Origin of the sequence: Kitasatospora sp. NPDC086009 (assembly GCF_044540385.1) — a bacterium.
Classification (GTDB): Bacteria; Actinomycetota; Actinomycetes; order Streptomycetales; family Streptomycetaceae; genus Kitasatospora.
On sequence record NZ_JBITSA010000002.1, the window covers coordinates 466,902 to 484,220 of the forward strand.

Sequence of the window (17,319 nt, forward strand, 5' to 3'; positions counted from 1 at the left end):
CCCCGGAGTGACGGCCTCACCCCCCTGGGCGAACGGGGGGTCGCTCGGATGTCGCTCCGCCGCTTCACGTTCCTACGATCTGATCAATCGTGCGAACCCTCGGAGGCGGTCATGGCCGACAGGCGCGGAACCGCAGGTATCGGCAGCATCTCGCTGGCTCTCGTCGTACTGGCCCCACTGGCCGCCTGCTCGTCCGGTGAGGACGACGCCCCGGGCGCCGTCCACCGGGTCGACGCGGCCCCGCTGGTGCACCTCTCGGCGACCGGGACGGTGGATCCGTCCCAGCCGGTGACGGTGACGGCGGTACCCGGCAGCCGGCTCACCGACGTCACGGTGGTCGGTCCGGACGGCCGGGTGGTGGCCGGACAGCTCTCGGCGGACCAGCTCAGCTGGCAGACCACCGGGCGCCTCAAGGCGGCCACCGCCTACACCGTCAGGATCGCCGCCGACGACGGCAAGGGCGGTCGCGGCGAGACCACCGCCGGCTTCAGCACGGTGGCGGGCCAGCGCCTGCTCACCGCCAAGCTCGGCCCGGACTCCTCCGGCACCGGCCTCTACGGCGTCGGCCAGCCGCTCACCGTCCAGCTCTCGGAGGCGGTGAAGGACCCGCAGGCCCGCCAGGAGGTCGAGCGCGCCCTGACCGTCACCTCGCAGCCCGCCGTCACCGGCGGCTGGTACTGGGTGGACGACAAGAACCTGCACTTCCGGCCGGAGGAGTACTGGCCGACCGGCACCACCGTCAGCCTGGTCTACGACGGCACCGGCAGCCGGATCGCGGACGGCCTCTACGGCGGCGACCGCGCCGCGCTGGCCCTGCGGATCGGCGAGCGGGTGGAGTCGGTGGTGGACGCCGCCACCCACGAGCTCACCCTGACGCGCGGCGGCGAGGTGGTCCGGACGATACCCGTGACCACCGGCAAGCCCGGCTTCGACACCCGCAACGGCGTCAAGGTGGTGCTCGGACAGGAGCGCCAGGTGCGGATGAGCGGCGAGACGATCGGCATAGCCGCCGGCAGCTCGGAGGCCTACGACCTCAACGTCGAGTGGGCCACCCGGGTGACCTGGAGCGGCGAGTACGTGCACGCCGCGCCCTGGTCGGTGGGCTCGCAGGGGGTGGCGAACGTCAGCCACGGCTGTACCGGCATGAGCACCGAGAACGCGAAGTGGTTCTACCAGAACACCCGGATCGGCGACCTGGTCACGGTGGTCAACAGCCAGGGCCCGAGCATGGAGTCCTTCGGCAACGGCTTCGGGGACTGGAACATCGCCTGGACCGACTGGGTCAAGCACAGCGCCCTCGGACAGCCCGTCAACACCACGCCGCCGGCCTCCCGGGCCCCCGCCACCGGGATGATCCGCCCGGAGCTCTGACGCCCCTCCCGGCCCCGGCCCGGGCCGCTCAGCCCTCCCGGCCGGGCTCCCGGTGGGCCAGCCGCAGCGCCGTCGCCACGGCCGCCAGGGCGTCCGCCTCCGGCACGCCGAGCCGCCGGACCCGCTCGGCGTACTCGGTGGCCGCGGCGGCGGCCAGCCGGTGCGCGGTGTCCCCGGTGGCGGCGATCAGGGTGCCGCGCCGGCCGTGCGTCTCCACCACCCCGTCGGTCTCCAGCTCGCGGTAGGCCCGCGCCACCGTCCCGGCCGCCAGCCCGAGCTGCTCGGCCAGGGCCCGGACGGTGGGCAGCCGCAGCCCGGTCGGCAGGTCACCGGTGCGGGCGCGCTCGGCGATCTGCTCCCGGATCTGCTCGTACGGGGGCGTGGCGGCGGCGGGGTCGACGGACAGCTCCACGGGGGCTCCTGACGGTGGGGCGGACGGGAAAGCCCGAGGGCCGCCGACCAGGAAGAACTCTGGTCGGCGGCCCTCGGGGGTGACGCGGGGGATGCGTACGGGATCAGTGGTGGCCGTGGCCGCTGGTGATCTCGTGGTGCTCCTCGGCGGTCGGCTTCGGGATCCGGCTGCCCTCGCCGTAGAAGCCGCGGGAGAGCTTCGCCCGGGTACGGGGGATCAGCCCGGCCTTGGCGGCCACGCCGTTCTCGTCCGTCTCGGCCGGCAGCTCGAACACGGGCGGCTGCTCGTGCGAGGTGAGCTTGTGCAGGTCGGCCTGCGGCAGCTGGGCGTGCACCTCGATGAACTCGCCGTGCGGCAGGCGCTTGATGACGCCCGTCTCGCGGCCGTGCAGCACCTTCTCCTTGTCCCGGCGCTGGAGGCCGAGGCACCAGCGCTTGGTGGCGATGAAGGTCAGCACCGGCACCACGAAGAAGCCCACGCGGACGAAGTACGTGATGTCGTTGATCGACAGGTGCAGGTGGGTGGCGAACAGGTCGTTGCCACCACCGACCAGCAGCACCAGGTACAGGCTGATCCAGGCGGCGCCCAGCGCGGTGCGGACCGGCGCGTTGCGCGGGCGGTCCAGGATGTGGTGCTCGCGCTTGTCGCCGGTGACCCAGGACTCGATGAACGGGTAGACCGCGATCGCGACCAGGACCAGCGGGAAGATCATCAGCGGGACGAAGACACCCAGGTTCAGGGTGTGGCCCCACAGGCCGATCTCCCAGCCCGGCATGACGCGGATCAGGCCCTCGGAGAAGCCCATGTACCAGTCCGGCTGGGCGTCCGTGGACACCTGGTCGGGGCGGTACGGGCCGTACGCCCAGATCGGGTTGATCGTGGCGATCGCCGAGACGGCGGCGATGAGACCGAAGACCAGGAAGAAGAAGCCACCGGCCTTGGCCATGTAGACCGGCATCAGCGGCATGCCGACGACGTTCTTCTCGGTCTTGCCCGGGCCCGCCCACTGGGTGTGCTTGTGGTAGAAGACCAGGATCAGGTGCGCGACCAGCAGGCCGAGCATGATGCCGGGGATCAGCAGCACGTGGATGGTGAAGAACCGCGGCACGATGTCGTGGCCGGGGAACTCGCCGCCGAACAGGAACATCTGGATGTAGGTGCCCACCAGCGGGACGGCGAGGATCGCGCCTTCCATGAAGCGGATACCGGTGCCCGAGAGCAGGTCGTCGGGCAGCGAGTAGCCGAAGAAGCCGTCGAACATGCCCAGGACCAGCAGCAGGAAGCCGAAGACCCAGTTGATCTCACGCGGCTTGCGGAACGCGCCGGTGAAGAACACGCGCATCATGTGCACGAGCATCGCGGCCACGAAGACCAGCGCGGCCCAGTGGTGGATCTGGCGGACCAGCAGGCCGCCGCGGACCTCGAAGCTGATGTCCACCGTCGACGCGTACGCCTCGGACATCGGGATGCCCTTGAGCGGGATGTACGAGCCGTCGTAGATGACCTCGCCCATGCTGGGCTTGAAGAACAGCGTCAGGTACACGCCCGTCAGGATGATGATGACGAAGGTGTAGAGGCAGATCTCGCCCAGCATGAAGGACCAGTGGTCCGGGAAGATCTTCCGCAGGTTGGCCTTGGCGAGGGAGTAGATCCCCAGCCGGCCGTCCGTCCAGTCAGCAGCCTGCTCCCACTTGTTGGCGGGCTTGGCACGCGTGCTGCCGGCGGGCTTGGCGGCACCGGAGGTGGTGCTGCTCGCGCTACTCATCGAGCACGCTCCCAGTAGCTCGGGCCGACGGGCTCGTCGAAGTCGCCGGTGGCGACCAGGAAGCCCTTCTCGTCAGTGGTGATCTTCAGCTGCGGCAGCGGGTGGCCGGCCGGGCCGAAGATGACGCGCGCGCCGTCCGCCAGGTCGAAGGTCGACTGGTGGCAGGGGCAGAGCGCGTGGTGGGTCTGCTGCTCGTACAGGCTGATCGGGCAGCCGACGTGGGTGCAGATCTTGGAGTAGGCGAGGATGCCCTCGAAGCCCTTCTCCCGGGACTCGGTGTCCTTGATGTCCTCCGGTGCGATGCGCACCAGCATCAGGGCGTCCTTGGCGATCTGCTGCTGGAAGTCCTCGTCGTGCGTGCTGAGACCCTCCGGCATGGCGAAGGTCAGCGAGCCGACGATGACGTCCTCGGCCTTCATCGGCTGGTTGGTGTTCATGTTGATCAGCTGCAGCGGCTTCACATCGGTGGCCTCGCGCCAGCCGGTGTGCTCCAGCTTGTCCTCGGGCAGCGGGCCCAGGTCGCGCAGCAGCACGACGCCGGACAGCGGCACCAGGGCCATCGAACCGATGAGGGTGTTGCGGATCATCTTGCGGCGGCCGAAGCCGGACTCGGCGGCGCCGGTCCTGAACTGCTCGATGACGTCCGCGCGGACCTCGTCGTCGGCCTCGATCGGGTGACGCTCGGCCGGGATCTCGTGGTCCGACATCAGGGTGCGGGCCCAGTGGACCGCACCCGCGCCGATGCAGAACAGCGCGACGCCCAGGGTCATGCCCAGCGCGAAGTTCAGCGCGCTGACGTGGCCCAGCGGGAAGATGTAGACGATCTTGTCCGGGTCGATGGCCACGTAGGAGGCGATGAAGCCCACGGTGGCGAGCATCGAGACCACGAACATCAGCGAGACCTGGCGCTCGGCCCGCTGGGCGGCCCGCTCGTCGATGTCGGTGCGACGCGGTTGGTGGGCCGGCAGGCCCGGGTCGGCGAACGGATCGCCGTGGGCGGCCACCTCGTGGTGTCCGGCGGAGCCGTGTGACTCCGGGAGCTTCTCTTCTGACATGTCGTGGCTCATGACTTCTTGGCCTTGGTGGTGTGGGCGGCGACCCAGATCGCGACCGCGATGAGCGTGCCGAGACCGAAGATCCAGCCGAACAGGCCCTCGGTCACCGGACCGAGGCTGCCGAGCGTGAGACCGCCGGGGTTCGGCTCATCGTTGGTGGTGTGGCGGACGAAGGCCACGATCTGCTTCTTCTGCTCCTCGGGCATGGTGGTGTCCGGGAACGACGGCATGTTCTGCGGGCCGGTCTGCATGGCCTCGTAGATGTGCTTGGCGTCCACTCCCTCCAGCGACGGGGCGTACTTGCCCTGGGTCAGGGCACCGCCCTGGCCGGCGAAGTTGTGGCACTGGGCGCAGTTGGTGCGGAACAGCTCGCCACCCTTGGAGAGGTCCTCGGGGTTGGTCGAGGTGTACTGCTCCTCGGTCGGGATGACCGGGCCGGGGCCGAGCGAAGCCACGAAGGCGGCGAGCTGGTCGATCTCCGCCTGCGAGTAGATGTTCTTCTTGCGCGGCACCTGGGCGCCGGGCTGCTGGGCCGGCATGCGGCCGGTGCCGACCTGGAAGTCGACCGCGGCTGAGCCGACGCCGACCAGGCTCGGACCGTCGCTGCTGCCCTGGCCGTTCAGGCCGTGGCAGGAGGAGCAGCCCACGGCGAAGAGCTTCTTGCCCTCATCGATCGCGAGCGACTGCGCGGCGACGTCGGCCTGCGCCTTGTCGGCGGGCGCGAACGCGGCGTACAGCCCCCCGGTTGCCGCCAGGGCGAGAAGTAGGACGACCAGCGCCGCCAATGGGTGGCGCCGTCGTGCGGAGAGCTTTTTCACGGAATAACCCCGGTGTCAGGATCTGGTCGACTGGTGGGTGCACCCGGCGGCCGGTCTGGCCGGCACGAGGCTGCCTGTCTAGGGCTGCGCGCGCGGTCGGTCGGTTGGGAGCGTAGGCACCGGCAAATCGGGCCGTCGCCGGTGAGGGCGGGACCCGGAGCCGGTGGCCAGCGACCTGATCAGCTGGTTACTTGATCAGGTAGATGGTCGCGAACAGGCCGATCCACACGACGTCGACGAAGTGCCAGTAGTACGACACCACGATGGCGGCGGTGGCCTGCTCGTGCGTGAAGCGCTTGGCTGCGTACGTCCGTCCGAGGACCAGCAGGAAGGCGATCAGACCACCCGTCACGTGCATACCGTGGAAGCCGGTGGTCAGGTAGAACACCGTGCCGTACGGGTCGGAGGACAGCGAGAGGCCGTCCTTCTTGACCAGCTCGGTGTACTCGAAGATCTGGCCGCCGATGAAGATCGCGCCCATCACGAAGGTGATGACGAACCACGAGCGGAGCTTCTTCACGTCCCCGCGCTCGGCAGCGAACACGCCGAGCTGGCAGGTGAGAGAGGAGAGCACCAGGATCGTGGTGTTGACCGAGGAGAAGGGCACGTTGAGGGCGTGCGCCTTCTCGCTCCAGAACTCGGCTCCCTTGACGGAGCGGAGCGTGAAGTACATCGCGAAGAGGGCCGCGAAGAACATCAACTCGGAACTGAGCCAGACGATCGTTCCGACGCTGACCATGTTCGGCCGGTTGACCGATCCGTGCGCGTGCCCGGTTTCTACTGCTGTTGCTGTCGCCACGACGGACATTATGTCGGTCCCTTATTCCGTCTTCACGCCGGGGGGTGTCCCTCGGAGTGTCCGGTGCGTGCGGTATGCCCCGGTGGGGCCCGCCGGGACGCCCGGATGGCGGCTGAGCAGGGGCGTGTCCCTTTTCTGACGGTTCTTCGAAGGCATCTTCGACCCTGATGCCCAGCGTGTCGCTCCACTCCTTCGGGGCCCGCCGGGAGTAAGGGAAAGGCCCTCGGGTCGGCCGTACGGGTGGACCGCGACCGCGGGGGTGACGGCCTGTCCTCCGGGCGGGTGAGTCGTGGGCGCGGCGGCTTGAGACGGATCGCGCGGGAGTGGCTCGGCGGGCGGTGATCGGGAGTAGCATCCGGGTTGAGACGAACGTGGTCCGGATCACACTTGAGGGAGCAGGGCCCATGGCGTACACCACCGACGAGACGCTGACCGTTCTCGTCTACAGCCACGACCGCAACACCCGCGAGCAGGTGCTGACGGCCCTCGGCCGCCGGCCCGCGGAGGATCTGCCGGAGCTGACCTACCTGGAGTGCGCGACGACCCCCGCGGTGCTGAAGGCACTGGAGAAGGGGGGCGTGGACCTCTGCGTGCTGGACGGCGAGGCGGTCCCGGCCGGCGGCCTCGGGCTCGCCCGGCAGTTGAAGGACGAGATCTACGGCTGCCCGCCGGTGCTGGTGGTGATCGGCCGGCCGCAGGACTCCTGGCTGGCCGCCTGGAGCCGGGCCGACGCGGCCATCTCCCACCCGGTGGACCCGGTGGCGCTGGCCGAGGCGGCCGCCACGCTGCTCCGGGCCCGGCTGGCGAAGCGGGCGCCGGCCGCCCGGTAGGACCGCGTCTCAGTGGGAGAGAAGTGAAGGCGACGGCGGGGCGGAGGCGTCCCGCCGCTCGATAGGCTGGCTCCATCCTTACGGAGAACCCCTCGGGGAACCGACAAGAGCTGGAGTCAGCCATGGTGAACGTGAACCCTGCGAACGGCGGCAAGGACCCCGTGCAGGTGGTCCGCACCTGGCCGGACATCCTGTCGGCGCTGCTGCGGGGCGAGGACCTCGACCGGGCGGACACCGCCTGGGCGATGGACCGGATCATGAGCGGCGAGGCCTCCGCCGTGCAGATGGCCGGCTTCATGGTCGCCCTGCGGGCCAAGGGCGAGACGGTGGACGAGATCGTCGGCCTGGTGGACTCGATGTACGCGCACGCCGAACCGCTCTCCATCCCCGGCCCGGCGGTCGACATCGTGGGCACCGGCGGCGACCGGGCGAAGACCGTCAACATCTCGACCATGTCGGCGATCGTCGCCGCGGCGGCCGGTGCCAAGGTGGTCAAGCACGGCAACCGGGCGGCCTCCTCGGCGAGCGGCTCCTCGGACGTGCTGGAGAAGCTCGGCGTCAATCTGGACCTCTCGGCCCGGCGGGTCGCCGAGGTTGCCGAGGAGGTCGGACTGACCTTCTGCTTCGCGGCCAGGTTCCACCCCGCGATGCGGCACACCGCCCCGGCCCGCAGCGGCCTCGGGGTGCCGACCGCCTTCAACACCCTCGGCCCGCTGACCAACCCGGCCAAGGTCACCGCACACGCGATCGGCTGCTTCGACACCCGGCTGGCCTCGCTGATCGCCGGGGTACTGGCCCGCCGGGGGTCCACCGCGCTGGTCTTCCGCGGCGACGACGGCCTGGACGAGCTGACCGTCACCACCACCTCCCGGGTCTGGATCGTGCGCGACGGCGAGGTCACCGAGACCTCCTTCGACCCGCGCGACGTCGGCGTCCAGCTGGTGGGCATCGAGGCGCTGCGCGGCGGGGACCCGGCGTTCAACGCGGACGTCGCGCGCCGGCTGCTGGCCGGGGAGCGCGGGGCGGTGCGGGACGCCGTCCTGATGAACACGGCGACGGCGCTGGTGGCGCTGGACCTCACCGACGCGCCGCTCGCCGAGCAGCTGGCGGCCGGAATGGAGCGGGCCGCGGCGGCCATCGACTCGGGCGCCGCGCAGGATCTGCTGCGGCGCTGGTCCGAGGCCACCACCCGGGTGTGAAGCGGCGGTCGGGCCCGCGGGGGGATGCCTCCCCGCGGGCCCTTCGCGCGTCCGGCGGGGGCGTCGCCGGGCCCCGGCGGTGGACCGCTGTCCGGATGGCGGACCCCTGTTTGACCACTCGGCGGACGCGACCTAGAGTCTTCGCCAGGTCATGAGTGACAGCGTCAAGCCCCAGCTGGCTGTCCGGCAACCCTCCGTCCGTGGCGGGGTGCCCTGGGTGAGGACCGGGTCTCGCGGCGAACCGTCCGCGTGACAAGCGCGGACGCCGGCTGACACGCACCTCCGGGGTCCTTACCCGTCGAAGGAGTGCACCCCCATGTCCGTCGCCACCGAGATCTGCGCCCCGCTCCCCGTCCTCGGCCACGACGTCGAGGTCCCGCTGGTCAACGGTGACAAGGTCACCTACGCCGCGCTCGACTACGCCGCCAGCTCCCCGGCGCTGCAGCGGGTCTGGGACGACGTCGCCGCCTACGCCCCCTACTACGGCAGCGTGCACCGGGGCGCCGGCTACCTTTCCCAGCTCTCCACCGACCTCTTCGAGCAGAGCCGCCGCACCGTCGCGGACTTCCTCGACCTGCGCGAGGGCGACCAGGTGGTCTTCACCCGGGCCACCACCGACTCGCTGAACCTGCTGGCGGGCGCCGTCCCGGCCGGCACCCGGGTCTTCGCCTTCGAGACCGAGCACCACGCCTCGCTGCTGCCCTGGCGCCACGCCGGGCTGAGCGTCACCTACCTGCGCGCCCCGCGCTCGCACGCCGAGGCGGTCGCCGCGCTGGACGCCGCGCTGGCCGAGGCCCCCGAGGGCCCCAAGCTGCTCTGCGTCACCGGCGCCTCGAACGTCACCGGCGAGCTCTGGCCGGTCGCCGAGCTCACCGAGACCGCCCACCGGCACGGCGCCCGGGTGGTGCTGGACGCCGCGCAGCTCGCCCCGCACCACCGGGTCTCGGTGCGCGAGCTGGGCGTGGACTGGATCGCCTTCTCGGGCCACAAGATCTACGCGCCGTTCGGCGCCGGGGTGCTGGCCGGCCGGGCCGACTGGCTGGACGCGGCCGAGCCGTACCTGGCCGGCGGCGGCGCCACCCGCACGGTCGCCCGGGAGGCCGACGGCTCGGTGGCCGTGCAGTGGCACACCGGCCCGGCCCGGCACGAGGCCGGCTCGCCGAACGTGATCGGCGTCTACTCCATCGCCTCGGCCTGCCGGGCCCTGACCGAGGCCGGCTTCGACGCGCTGGAGGCCCGCGAGCAGCAGCTGATCGCCCGGCTGAAGGCCGGGCTGGCGGAGGTCCCGCAGGTGCGGGTGCTGAACCTGTTCGGCGCGGACTCGGCCCGGGTGGGCGTGCTCTCCTTCGTCGTCCAGGGCTGGAACAGTTCGCACTTCTCGGCCGCGCTCTCCGCCGAGTACGGCATCGGGGTGCGCGACGGCCTGTTCTGCGCGCACCCGCTGGTGCGCACCCTGCTCGGCGACGAGGACGTGGCGCCGTCCGAGTGCGGTGCGCCGGAGGCGTCGCTGCCGGGGGAGCGCAGCCTGAACGCGATCCGGGTCAGCTTCGGCGCGGGTACCCCGGACGAGCACATCGACCGGTTCCTGACCGCCGTCCGCGAGCTGGTCACGGACGGCGCGGCCTGGAACTACCGCAACGAGGGCGGCCGCTGCGTCGCGGACACCCGGCGCGAGGGCTGAACGGGGGAGGCTACTCGCCCAGGCCGAGCGCGAAGGCGGTCTCCAGGTCGTGCTGGGAGTAGGTGCGGAAGGCGATCTGGGTCTCGGTGTGGGCCACGCCCGGGACCTTGTTCAGCCGGCCGGGGATCACCTCGGCCAGGTCGTCGTGCCGGCGCACCCGCACCATCGCCACCAGGTCGTAGCCGCCGGTGACCGAGTAGACCTCGCTGACGCCCTCGATGGCCGCGATCGCCTCGGCGATCTCCGGGATGCGGTCGACGCTGGTCTTGATCAGGACGATGGCGGTGATCACTGTTCGGGCTCCTTTGTGAGGTGCCGCCAGGGTATCGGGCGTCAGCGGGGCCGTCGCGAGGGGCGGGTGGCCAGCGTGCAGGCGTACAGGAACCCCGCCGAGAAGCCGATCACGTGGACCAGGTAGGCGACGCCCGGCCCCGCCGAGTGCACCGACCACCACTGGAGCGCGAACCAGAGGCCGAGCACCAGCCAGGCCGGGAACCGCAGGGGCAGGAAGAGCAGCAGCGGGACGAGCGTGGTCACCCGGGCCCGCGGGTGCAGCCTCAGGTAGGCGCCGAGCACGCCGGCGATCGCCCCCGAGGCGCCGATCAGGACCCGGGTGTAGTCCGCCGAGTGCGCCTCGGCCAGCGCGAAGCCGTAGGTGGCCAGCGAGCCTGCCGCCAGGTAGAAGAGCGCGAACCGGGCCCGGCCGAAGCGGGCCTCCACGGTGGGGCCGAAGACCTGGAGGAAGAGCAGGTTGCCCAGCAGGTGCAGCCAGCCGGCGTGGACGAAGAGCCCGCTGAGGACGGACATCGCCGGGTGCTTGCCGGGGGTCGGGGCGGCCGGGCAGCCCGGCACCGGGTCGGGGGCCTCGGCCACCTGTTCGGCGCTCAGCGGCCGTCCGGCCAGCAGCTCGGCCGGGACGGCGCCCCAGCGCTGCTCGTACCGCTGCTCCGCGCAGACCCGGTCCTGCCCGCGGCCGTACAGCGGGTTGAGCCCGGCCGCCGGGCCGAGCAGGAAGACCAGCACGTTCAGCGCGATCAGTGCGTAGCTGACGGCCGGGACGGGCGCGGCCGGGGGGCCGTCCCGCGCGCCGGTGTGGTCGAGGACCGGGATCGCCATGCGACCAAGCATCCCTCCGTCCGGCCCGGGCGACACCGCGCTGTACGGCAGGTGGACCACCCCCGCGATCGCCGTGACCGGTAGCCGGGGTGGTTGCCCCAGGCAATAGGCTTGGGGCGGGCAATCCCGCCTCCCGCCGCCGATGCCGGGGCTCCGGGGGGAGCGCCTGAGCCCACCCAGGGACCACCCGAGAGGACCCCCGATGACCGTCCCCGCCCTGACCGCAGAGACGCGTTGGCGCTGCACCCTGTGCGGCAACCTGACCCGCTTCGATGTCACCCGCACCGCCCGGGTGACCGAGTTCCTGCACTTCGACCTGGCCGGCGAGTCCAAGGTGGAGGAGACCGAGGTGCACAGCGAGACCATCGAGTCGGTGCGCTGCCGCTGGTGCAACGCGGTGGACCAGGTCGAACTGGTGGCCCGTCCGGGCGCCGAGGCCGCCGAGCAGGCGTGATGCCCGCCCCGCGCGGTGGACGGTGCGCGGCACGGCCGTCCGCCGCGCGGGACAATACAGACAGAGCGCACGGAGCGTGACGACCAGGGGTACGGCCGACGGCCGTACCCCGCTGGCGAGGATCGGAGCCGAGGACGTGGTGGACGCAGCGCAGGAGCCCGCCGGGCCGCAGGGGCGGCAGCCCGCTGTGGACGCGCAGGCGCCGGACGCGGTCGAGGCCGCCGCGCCCGGCACCGGCGCCCCCGCCGAGGAGGTCGACGGCGAGGAGGCCGGCGGCTCCGGCGGTGAGGAGCCGGCGGCAGCCCGCGCGGCCGAGAAGCTCGACCGGCCGCTGCCCGAGGGGGTGCGCCGGCGTGTGGTGGGCCTCGCCGCCGACGCGCTCGGCGGGCTGCCGGTCGCGGAGCTGCCGCAGACGCTGCGCCCGTACGCCAAGTTCACCCCGGCGCGCCGGGCCAAGTACGCCGCCACCGCGCTCGCCGCGGCGCTGGAGTCCGAGCCGGCGTTCCGGGTGCGGATAGCGGAGCGGCTGCGGCTCGGGCAGCCGGACCTGGTCCGGGCGCTGGAGTCGGGCAGCGTGCCGGGCGCGGCCGATCCGATGGACGTGGCGGCCGCCGCCTACCTGGTCCGGTCGGCGGGCTGGAGCCGCCTGGTCGTCGAGGCCGGTGAGGAGGCCGAGCGGGCCGGCGCCGAGGGCGCGGCGGCCGAGGCGGCCCGGCTGGCCGAGAAGCTGCAGGCAGAGCTGGCCGAGGTGCGCGCCGCTGCCCGGGCGGACCTGGACCGGCAGCGGGCCGAGTCGGAGGACGTCCGCAAGGAGGTGGAGTCGCTGCGCAAGAAGGTGCGTTCGCTGGAGAGCGACACCCGGCGGGCCCAGGCCGAGACGCGCCGGGTCACCGGGGAGCTGGAGGCCCTGAAGGCGCAGACGGGCGTCGAGCGCGGCGCCGCCGAGAGCGAGGCGCGGCGGCTGCGGCACCGGATCTCCGAGCTGGAGAACGCCGCCGAGCAGGGCCGCCGTTCGGCCCGCGAGGGGCGCAGCGTCGAGGACATGCGGCTGCGGCTGCTGCTGGACACCGTGCTGCAGTCGGCGCAGGGGCTCCAGCGGGAGCTGGCCCTGCCGGTCTCCCAGATCCGCCCGGCCGATCTGGTCGAGGCGGTGGTGCCGGGTTCGGCCTCGCCGCACGACGTGGCGCGGCGCGGGCTGGCCGAGGACGACCCGGCGCTGCTGGACCAGCTGCTGGCGATCCCGCAGGTCCACCTGGTGGTGGACGGCTACAACGTGACCAAGACCGGCTACCCGGCGCTCCCGCTGGAGCAGCAGCGGATCCGGCTGCTGGGCGGGCTGGCGATGCTGGCCCAGCGCACGCAGGCGGAGGTGACCTGCGTGTTCGACGGCCAGGACCTCGACGTGCCGGTGATCCTGGCGCCGCCGCGCGGGGTCCGGGTGCGGTTCAGCCGGACCGGGGAGACCGCCGACGAACTGATCCGCCGCCTGGTGCGGGCCGAGCCGCAGGGCCGGCCGGTGGTGGTGGTCTCCACCGACCGGGAGGTCGCGGAGGGCGTGCGGAAGGCGGGCGCGCGCCCTGTAGCCTCGGTGCTGCTGCTGAACCGACTGGCCCGGCCCTGACCTCGGCCGGGGGTCGGCCGGCAGGGGATGACGCCTGGTCAGCGCCCGGTTTGCGGGGATGTGTGGATCCCGTGAAGTCATGGCGGGGGGCGGGAGTTCACGCCATCGGGGGAGTGGCGCAAAGCGTGGATCTTCACTAGGGTCTGGCGTCAAACCTATTTTCCGGATTCTCACTCGTTCGGGTGAGTCCGTTGGAAGAAGGAGCCGGTCACTTGGCCACCCACCGCCGTCCCAAGCAGTCGAGCCGTGCACGGGTCACCGTGCTGACCGCTGCCGCTGCGACCGCGGTCGCCCTCTCGGCCCAGGTCAGCGCCCACGCCGCGCCCAGCCCGTCCCCCAAGAAGGAGGACGTGAAGGCGCAGGTCGACCAGCTGCAGGAGGAGGCCGAGCAGGCCACCGAGAAGTTCAACGGTGCCAAGGAGCGGGCGGACCAGCTGCGCAAGCAGGCGGACCAGCTCCAGGACCAGGTGGCTCGCGGCCAGGACCAGATGACCCAGCTTCAGGGCGGGCTGGCCGAGGTCGCGGCCGAGCAGTACCGGACCGGCGGCATCGACCCGTCCGTCCAGCTGATGCTCGCCTCCGACCCGTCCGGCTACCTGGACAAGGCCGCCAGCGTCCAGCAGGCCAGCTCCAGCCAGACCGAGGCGCTCAAGGGCCTGCAGGACCAGCAGCGCCGGCTGGACCAGCAGAAGGCCGAGGCGGCCGCCGTCCTCGCCTCGCTGGACAGCACGACCAAGGACCTGAACCAGTCCAAGGCCGAGGTCAACAAGAAGCTCAAGGAAGCCCAGGACCTGCTGAACTCGCTCAGCGCCGCCGACCGGGCCGCGCTGAAGGCCGCCCAGCAGCAGGCCGACCGGGCCTCGCGCGGCAGCGAGCGCACCGACCTGAGCAGCCTCCCGCAGGGCAGCGGCTTCGCCGGGCAGGCCGTCGCCAACGCGATGAGCAAGCAGGGTTCGCCGTACGTCTGGAGCGCGGTCGGCCCGAACTCCTTCGACTGCTCCGGTCTGATGGTCTGGTCGTACGCGAAGGCCGGCGTCTCGCTGCCGCGCACCTCGCAGGCGCAGGCCAACTACGGCTCGAAGGTGGCCTCGCTGGCCGACGCCCAGCCGGGCGACCTCATCATCTACCGCCCGGACCGCAGCCACGTCGGGATGTACATCGGCAACGGGATGGTGGTCCACGCGCCGCACACCGGTGACGTGGTGAAGGTGATGAAGGCCGACGCGATGCCGATCAACGCGATCCGCCGGGTCTGACGGACCGACATGCCCACGGGCCGGGATCCGGCCCTGTGATCCGCGCCACCCCCGGAACCGGGGGTGGCGTCGGTGTCTGCGGCCGCATCATGACAAACGATCAGCTCCATGTGGGCGCGTGATCACACCCGGTCATATTCACAAATGAACTTGGATATTCTTCCGGCATTTTTCTGACAAGGATTTGAACGGATCACGGTTCTGTTACTAGGGTCGTGCCTCGAACCACCGCACAGTCGATCACCCAGCAGGGGTGGCGGCGGAGGTTTACCGCCGAGTTCGTGAAGCAGCGGGGCAGAGCATCTGCCCGTCGGGGAGTCCAGTAGTCGGGGGCGCTGTGGAACGGAGCCGGGGAACCATGTTCCTCCGGGGTGAATCGGCGCCAGGTCGACCGTCGTGCGGTCGGTGAGGCGTCGTAGGGCACGCTTCCGGCCCGAACCCGTCAGCTCACCCGGTAGGCGGACGTAGGAAGAAGGAGTCCGCCTTCGTGGCGTCCCATCGTCGTCCCAAGCCCGCCGGCCGCGCCCGGGTCTCGATTCTGACCGGTGTCGCCGCCGCGGCGGTCGCGCTCTCCGCGCAGTCCGGCGCCCACGCCGACCCGACGCCGACCAAGGATCAGGTCAAGGAGCAGATCGACCAGCTCAACGAGCAGGCCGAGCAGGCCACCGAGAAGCTCAACGGTGCCCAGGCCAAGCAGCAGGAGCTGCAGAAGCAGGTCGGTGAGCTGCAGGACAAGGTGGCCCGTCAGCAGGCCGCGGTGACCGAGGCCCAGGGCGGTCTCGCCGAGATCGCCGGCGAGCAGTACCGCAACGGCGGCATATCGCCGACCGTGCAGCTGATGCTCTCGTCCAGCCCGGACAGCTTCCTCAGCCAGGCCGGCGCCATCAACCAGGCCGGCAGCACGCAGTCCGGTGCGCTGAAGGACCTCCAGGAGCAGCAGCGCAGGCTCGACCAGGACCGCAACGAGGCCCAGGGCAAGCTCGGCGAGCTCGAAGCCACCACCCAGCAGCTGAAGGCCTCCAAGGAGGAGGTCCAGGGCAAGCTGGCCAAGGCCCAGGACCTGTACAACTCGCTGTCCGAGCAGGAGCGCCAGGCGATGCGCGCGGCCGAGGAGAAGGCCGCCGCCGAGGCGAAGGCCAAGGCGGACGCCGCCAAGGCCGAGGCCAAGGCCAAGGCGGACGCCGACCGCGCCTCCCGCGACAACACCCGCGACCAGCTGCCCGCCCCGTCGTCGCCGGCCGCCAAGCCCGCCGCCGCGGCCGCCGCGCCGTCCGCGCCCGCCGCCAACGGCTCGCGCGCCGCCGCCGCGATCGCCGCCGCGGAGAGCAAGCTGGGCGCCCCGTACGTCTACGGCGCGGCCGGTCCGAGCTCCTTCGACTGCTCCGGCCTGACCAGCTGGGCCTACGCCCAGGCGGACGTGTCGCTGCCGCGCACCTCGCAGTCCCAGGCCACCGCCGGTACCAACGTGGGCACCAATATCGCCAACGCCCAGCCCGGCGACCTGATCATCTACCGTGCGGACCGCAGCCACGTCGCGCTCTACGTCGGCGGCGGCCAGGTCATCCACGCGCCGAAGCCCGGCGCGAACGTCCGGTACGAGACCGCCAGCATGCTGCCGATCTCGGCCATCGTGCGCGTCTGATCCGACGTCTGCTCCCGCAGGCCCGGTCTCCCCTCGTGGGAGGCCGGGCCTGCGGCTTTCGTGCTGGACCGTGCTGATGTCCGATTGCGGGTCAAATATTCGGGTTGGGAGGGGTTTGGACTCGCTCGCCCGGACTCGCTAACGTCTGCCACCGGACTCCCGCTCGACAGCCGCCCGCACCGGTGCGGCGGCGGGGCCGGGTCGCAGGATCGGAGTTACCGTCGTATGGCCGTGCACCGCCGTTCCCCCCTGCCGGGCGCGTTCGCCCGTGCGCTGGTGCTGACCGCCGCGGCCACCACCGCGCTGGGGGTGGCCACGGGGGGTGCCGCCCAGGCCGCCCCGGGCACGCCGGACGGGCCGTCGAACCGCAAGGACGTCAAGGCGCAGGTGGAACAGCTGTACGACGAGGCCGAGCAGGCCTCGGAGAAGTACAACGCCGCACTGGACGTCCAGCAGCGCCTCCAGCACGAGACCGGCACGCTCCAGCAGCAGGTCGCCGTCGCCCAGGGCGAGCTCAACGAGCTCCGCGGCGACCTCGCCACCGTGGCCGGCGCCGAGTACCGGGGCGGCGGGATGGCGCAGACCGTCCAGCTGATGCTCTCCACCGACCCGGAGGGCTACCTCTCCAAGGCCCGCAGCCTGGACCAGGCCGCCGAGCGGCAGAACGAGACGCTGCACGAGGTGGTGGCCCGTCAGCGCCGGCTCGACCAGCGCCGGTCGGAGGCCTCGATGAAGCTCTCCGAGCTGGAGGAGACCCGCCGGGCCCTGGCCGAGAGCAAGCAGCAGATCCAGCAGCGGCTGGCCAAGGCGCAGCGGCTGCTCAACAGCCTGGGGGCGGGCGAGCGGGCCCGGATGGTGGCCCAGGACGCCCGCGAGGCCGAGCAGCGGGCCACCCGCGGCACCGACCGCCTCGACCTGGGCACGGCCCCGCCCGCCTCCGAACGCGGCGCGGCCGCGCTGGCCGCCGCCGTGCGGATGATCGGTTCGCCCTATGTGTACGGATCCGCCGGGCCCCGCGCGTTCGACTGTTCCGGTCTGATGTACTGGAGCTGGCGGCAGGCCGGAGTGACCCTGCCGCGCACCTCGCAGGCCCAGGCGTACGCCGGCCGGCGGGTCAGCATCTCCGACGCGCGACCGGGAGACCTGGTGATCTTCTACCGGGACAGGCACCACGTCGGCATGTACGCCGGCGGCGGGGTGATCGTGCACGCCCCCTACCCGGGCGCCAAGGTCCGCTACGAGAGCGTCAACGCGATGCCCGTCGCGGAGGTGATCCGGCTCTGAGCCGGCCCGTCCCGAC

16 protein-coding genes and 2 riboswitches are annotated in these 17,319 nt (G+C 71.9%); of the genes, 9 read left to right on the forward strand and 7 right to left on the reverse strand.

The features are described 5' to 3' along the window. Window positions 1-111 precede the first annotated feature (111 nt). Entirely contained in the window at window positions 112-1,371 is a 1,260-nt protein-coding gene (locus ACIF6L_RS07750) for an Ig-like domain-containing protein (RefSeq protein WP_359802647.1), read from the forward strand. Between the two features lie 28 nt (window positions 1,372-1,399). Here ACIF6L_RS07750 and ACIF6L_RS07755 read toward each other — a convergent pair whose 3' ends face one another. The 5 genes from ACIF6L_RS07755 to ACIF6L_RS07775 all read right to left on the reverse strand — a co-directional run bounded on the left by ACIF6L_RS07755 (window position 1,400) and on the right by ACIF6L_RS07775 (window position 6,229). Continuing rightward, window positions 1,400-1,783: a GntR family transcriptional regulator gene (locus tag ACIF6L_RS07755; RefSeq protein WP_329487314.1), complete on the reverse strand. Its 384-nt coding sequence runs from the start codon at window positions 1,781-1,783 to the stop codon at window positions 1,400-1,402. A 103-nt stretch (window positions 1,784-1,886) separates the two neighbouring features. Continuing rightward, window positions 1,887-3,548, reverse strand: a complete 1,662-nt coding sequence (locus ACIF6L_RS07760) for a ubiquinol-cytochrome c reductase cytochrome b subunit (protein ID WP_329487313.1) — start codon at window positions 3,546-3,548, stop codon at window positions 1,887-1,889. Beyond that, window positions 3,545-4,615 (reverse strand): Rieske 2Fe-2S domain-containing protein, encoded by a 1,071-nt coding sequence (locus tag ACIF6L_RS07765; protein ID WP_380389855.1) that lies wholly within the window; start codon window positions 4,613-4,615, stop codon window positions 3,545-3,547. Before ACIF6L_RS07765 ends, ACIF6L_RS07760 begins: the two co-directional genes overlap by 4 nt. After that, a complete protein-coding gene (locus ACIF6L_RS07770; protein ID WP_359802645.1) occupies window positions 4,612-5,421 on the reverse strand; it encodes a c-type cytochrome in 810 nt (269 codons plus the stop codon). Before ACIF6L_RS07770 ends, ACIF6L_RS07765 begins: the two co-directional genes overlap by 4 nt. A 187-nt stretch (window positions 5,422-5,608) precedes the next feature. Next, entirely contained in the window at window positions 5,609-6,229 is a 621-nt protein-coding gene (locus tag ACIF6L_RS07775) for a heme-copper oxidase subunit III (protein WP_073923280.1), read from the reverse strand. Window positions 6,230-6,624: 395 nt separating this feature from the next. On the opposite strand from ACIF6L_RS07775, the gene ACIF6L_RS07780 reads away from it, so the two are divergent. The 3 genes from ACIF6L_RS07780 to ACIF6L_RS07790 all read left to right on the forward strand — a co-directional run bounded on the left by ACIF6L_RS07780 (window position 6,625) and on the right by ACIF6L_RS07790 (window position 9,930). Next, a complete protein-coding gene (locus ACIF6L_RS07780) occupies window positions 6,625-7,050 on the forward strand; it encodes a hypothetical protein (RefSeq protein WP_329487310.1) in 426 nt (141 codons plus the stop codon). 122 nt (window positions 7,051-7,172) lie between these two features. Then, complete coding sequence (gene trpD / locus ACIF6L_RS07785) at window positions 7,173-8,249, forward strand: anthranilate phosphoribosyltransferase (protein WP_329487309.1); 1,077 nt, start codon at window positions 7,173-7,175, stop codon at window positions 8,247-8,249. A gap of 147 nt (window positions 8,250-8,396) precedes the next feature. Beyond that, window positions 8,397-8,514, forward strand: a riboswitch (SAM riboswitch). A 51-nt stretch (window positions 8,515-8,565) separates the two neighbouring features. Next, a complete protein-coding gene (locus tag ACIF6L_RS07790; RefSeq protein ID WP_359802640.1) occupies window positions 8,566-9,930 on the forward strand; it encodes an aminotransferase class V-fold PLP-dependent enzyme in 1,365 nt (454 codons plus the stop codon). 10 nt (window positions 9,931-9,940) lie between these two features. Here ACIF6L_RS07790 and ACIF6L_RS07795 read toward each other — a convergent pair whose 3' ends face one another. Together ACIF6L_RS07795 and ACIF6L_RS07800 are read right to left on the reverse strand one after the other, a co-directional pair. Then, window positions 9,941-10,222, reverse strand: coding sequence for an Lrp/AsnC ligand binding domain-containing protein (locus ACIF6L_RS07795; RefSeq protein ID WP_329487307.1), 282 nt, complete (start codon window positions 10,220-10,222; stop codon window positions 9,941-9,943). A gap of 41 nt (window positions 10,223-10,263) precedes the next feature. Next, window positions 10,264-11,046: a rhomboid family intramembrane serine protease gene (locus tag ACIF6L_RS07800; protein ID WP_329487306.1), complete on the reverse strand. Its 783-nt coding sequence runs from the start codon at window positions 11,044-11,046 to the stop codon at window positions 10,264-10,266. Window positions 11,047-11,248: 202 nt separating this feature from the next. Here ACIF6L_RS07800 and ACIF6L_RS07805 point away from each other — a divergent pair, with 202 nt between their 5' ends. The 5 genes from ACIF6L_RS07805 (at window position 11,249) to ACIF6L_RS07825 (ending at window position 17,303) form a co-directional block, all read left to right on the forward strand. After that, window positions 11,249-11,500 (forward strand): hypothetical protein, encoded by a 252-nt coding sequence (locus ACIF6L_RS07805; RefSeq protein ID WP_329487305.1) that lies wholly within the window; start codon window positions 11,249-11,251, stop codon window positions 11,498-11,500. Between the two features lie 76 nt (window positions 11,501-11,576). Then, on the forward strand, window positions 11,577-13,121 hold the full coding sequence (locus tag ACIF6L_RS07810) for an NYN domain-containing protein (protein ID WP_352287055.1): 1,545 nt from the start codon (window positions 11,577-11,579) through the stop codon (window positions 13,119-13,121). A gap of 212 nt (window positions 13,122-13,333) precedes the next feature. Next, window positions 13,334-14,377 carry an NlpC/P60 family protein gene (locus tag ACIF6L_RS07815; protein ID WP_329487301.1) on the forward strand — a complete coding sequence of 348 codons (1,044 nt, stop codon included), beginning with the start codon at window positions 13,334-13,336 and terminating at the stop codon, window positions 14,375-14,377. A 323-nt stretch (window positions 14,378-14,700) separates the two neighbouring features. Next, window positions 14,701-14,854, forward strand: a riboswitch (cyclic di-AMP (ydaO/yuaA leader). A 10-nt stretch (window positions 14,855-14,864) separates the two neighbouring features. Beyond that, window positions 14,865-16,019 (forward strand): NlpC/P60 family protein, encoded by a 1,155-nt coding sequence (locus ACIF6L_RS07820; RefSeq protein ID WP_329487300.1) that lies wholly within the window; start codon window positions 14,865-14,867, stop codon window positions 16,017-16,019. Between the two features lie 225 nt (window positions 16,020-16,244). Further along, the gene (locus ACIF6L_RS07825) at window positions 16,245-17,303 is read left to right on the forward strand and encodes an NlpC/P60 family protein (protein ID WP_359802630.1); all 1,059 of its coding nucleotides are present in this window, start codon (window positions 16,245-16,247) and stop codon (window positions 17,301-17,303) included. Window positions 17,304-17,319: the final 16 nt, after the last annotated feature.

Excerpts from the sequence above, each read along its gene's own strand:
- ACIF6L_RS07750 (WP_359802647.1), top strand. The coding sequence starts at position 112 with ATGGCCGACAGGCGCGGAACCGCAGGTATCGGCAGCATCTCGCTGGCT.
- ACIF6L_RS07760 (WP_329487313.1), bottom strand. The coding sequence starts at position 3,548 with ATGAGTAGCGCGAGCAGCACCACCTCCGGTGCCGCCAAGCCCGCCGGC.
- ACIF6L_RS07765 (WP_380389855.1), bottom strand. The coding sequence starts at position 4,615 with ATGAGCCACGACATGTCAGAAGAGAAGCTCCCGGAGTCACACGGCTCC.
- ACIF6L_RS07775 (WP_073923280.1), bottom strand. The coding sequence starts at position 6,229 with ATGTCCGTCGTGGCGACAGCAACAGCAGTAGAAACCGGGCACGCGCAC.
- ACIF6L_RS07780 (WP_329487310.1), top strand. The coding sequence starts at position 6,625 with ATGGCGTACACCACCGACGAGACGCTGACCGTTCTCGTCTACAGCCAC.
- trpD (WP_329487309.1), top strand. The coding sequence starts at position 7,173 with ATGGTGAACGTGAACCCTGCGAACGGCGGCAAGGACCCCGTGCAGGTG.
- ACIF6L_RS07790 (WP_359802640.1), top strand. The coding sequence starts at position 8,566 with ATGTCCGTCGCCACCGAGATCTGCGCCCCGCTCCCCGTCCTCGGCCAC.
- ACIF6L_RS07800 (WP_329487306.1), bottom strand. The coding sequence starts at position 11,046 with ATGGCGATCCCGGTCCTCGACCACACCGGCGCGCGGGACGGCCCCCCG.
- ACIF6L_RS07805 (WP_329487305.1), top strand. The coding sequence starts at position 11,249 with ATGACCGTCCCCGCCCTGACCGCAGAGACGCGTTGGCGCTGCACCCTG.
- ACIF6L_RS07825 (WP_359802630.1), top strand. The coding sequence starts at position 16,245 with ATGGCCGTGCACCGCCGTTCCCCCCTGCCGGGCGCGTTCGCCCGTGCG.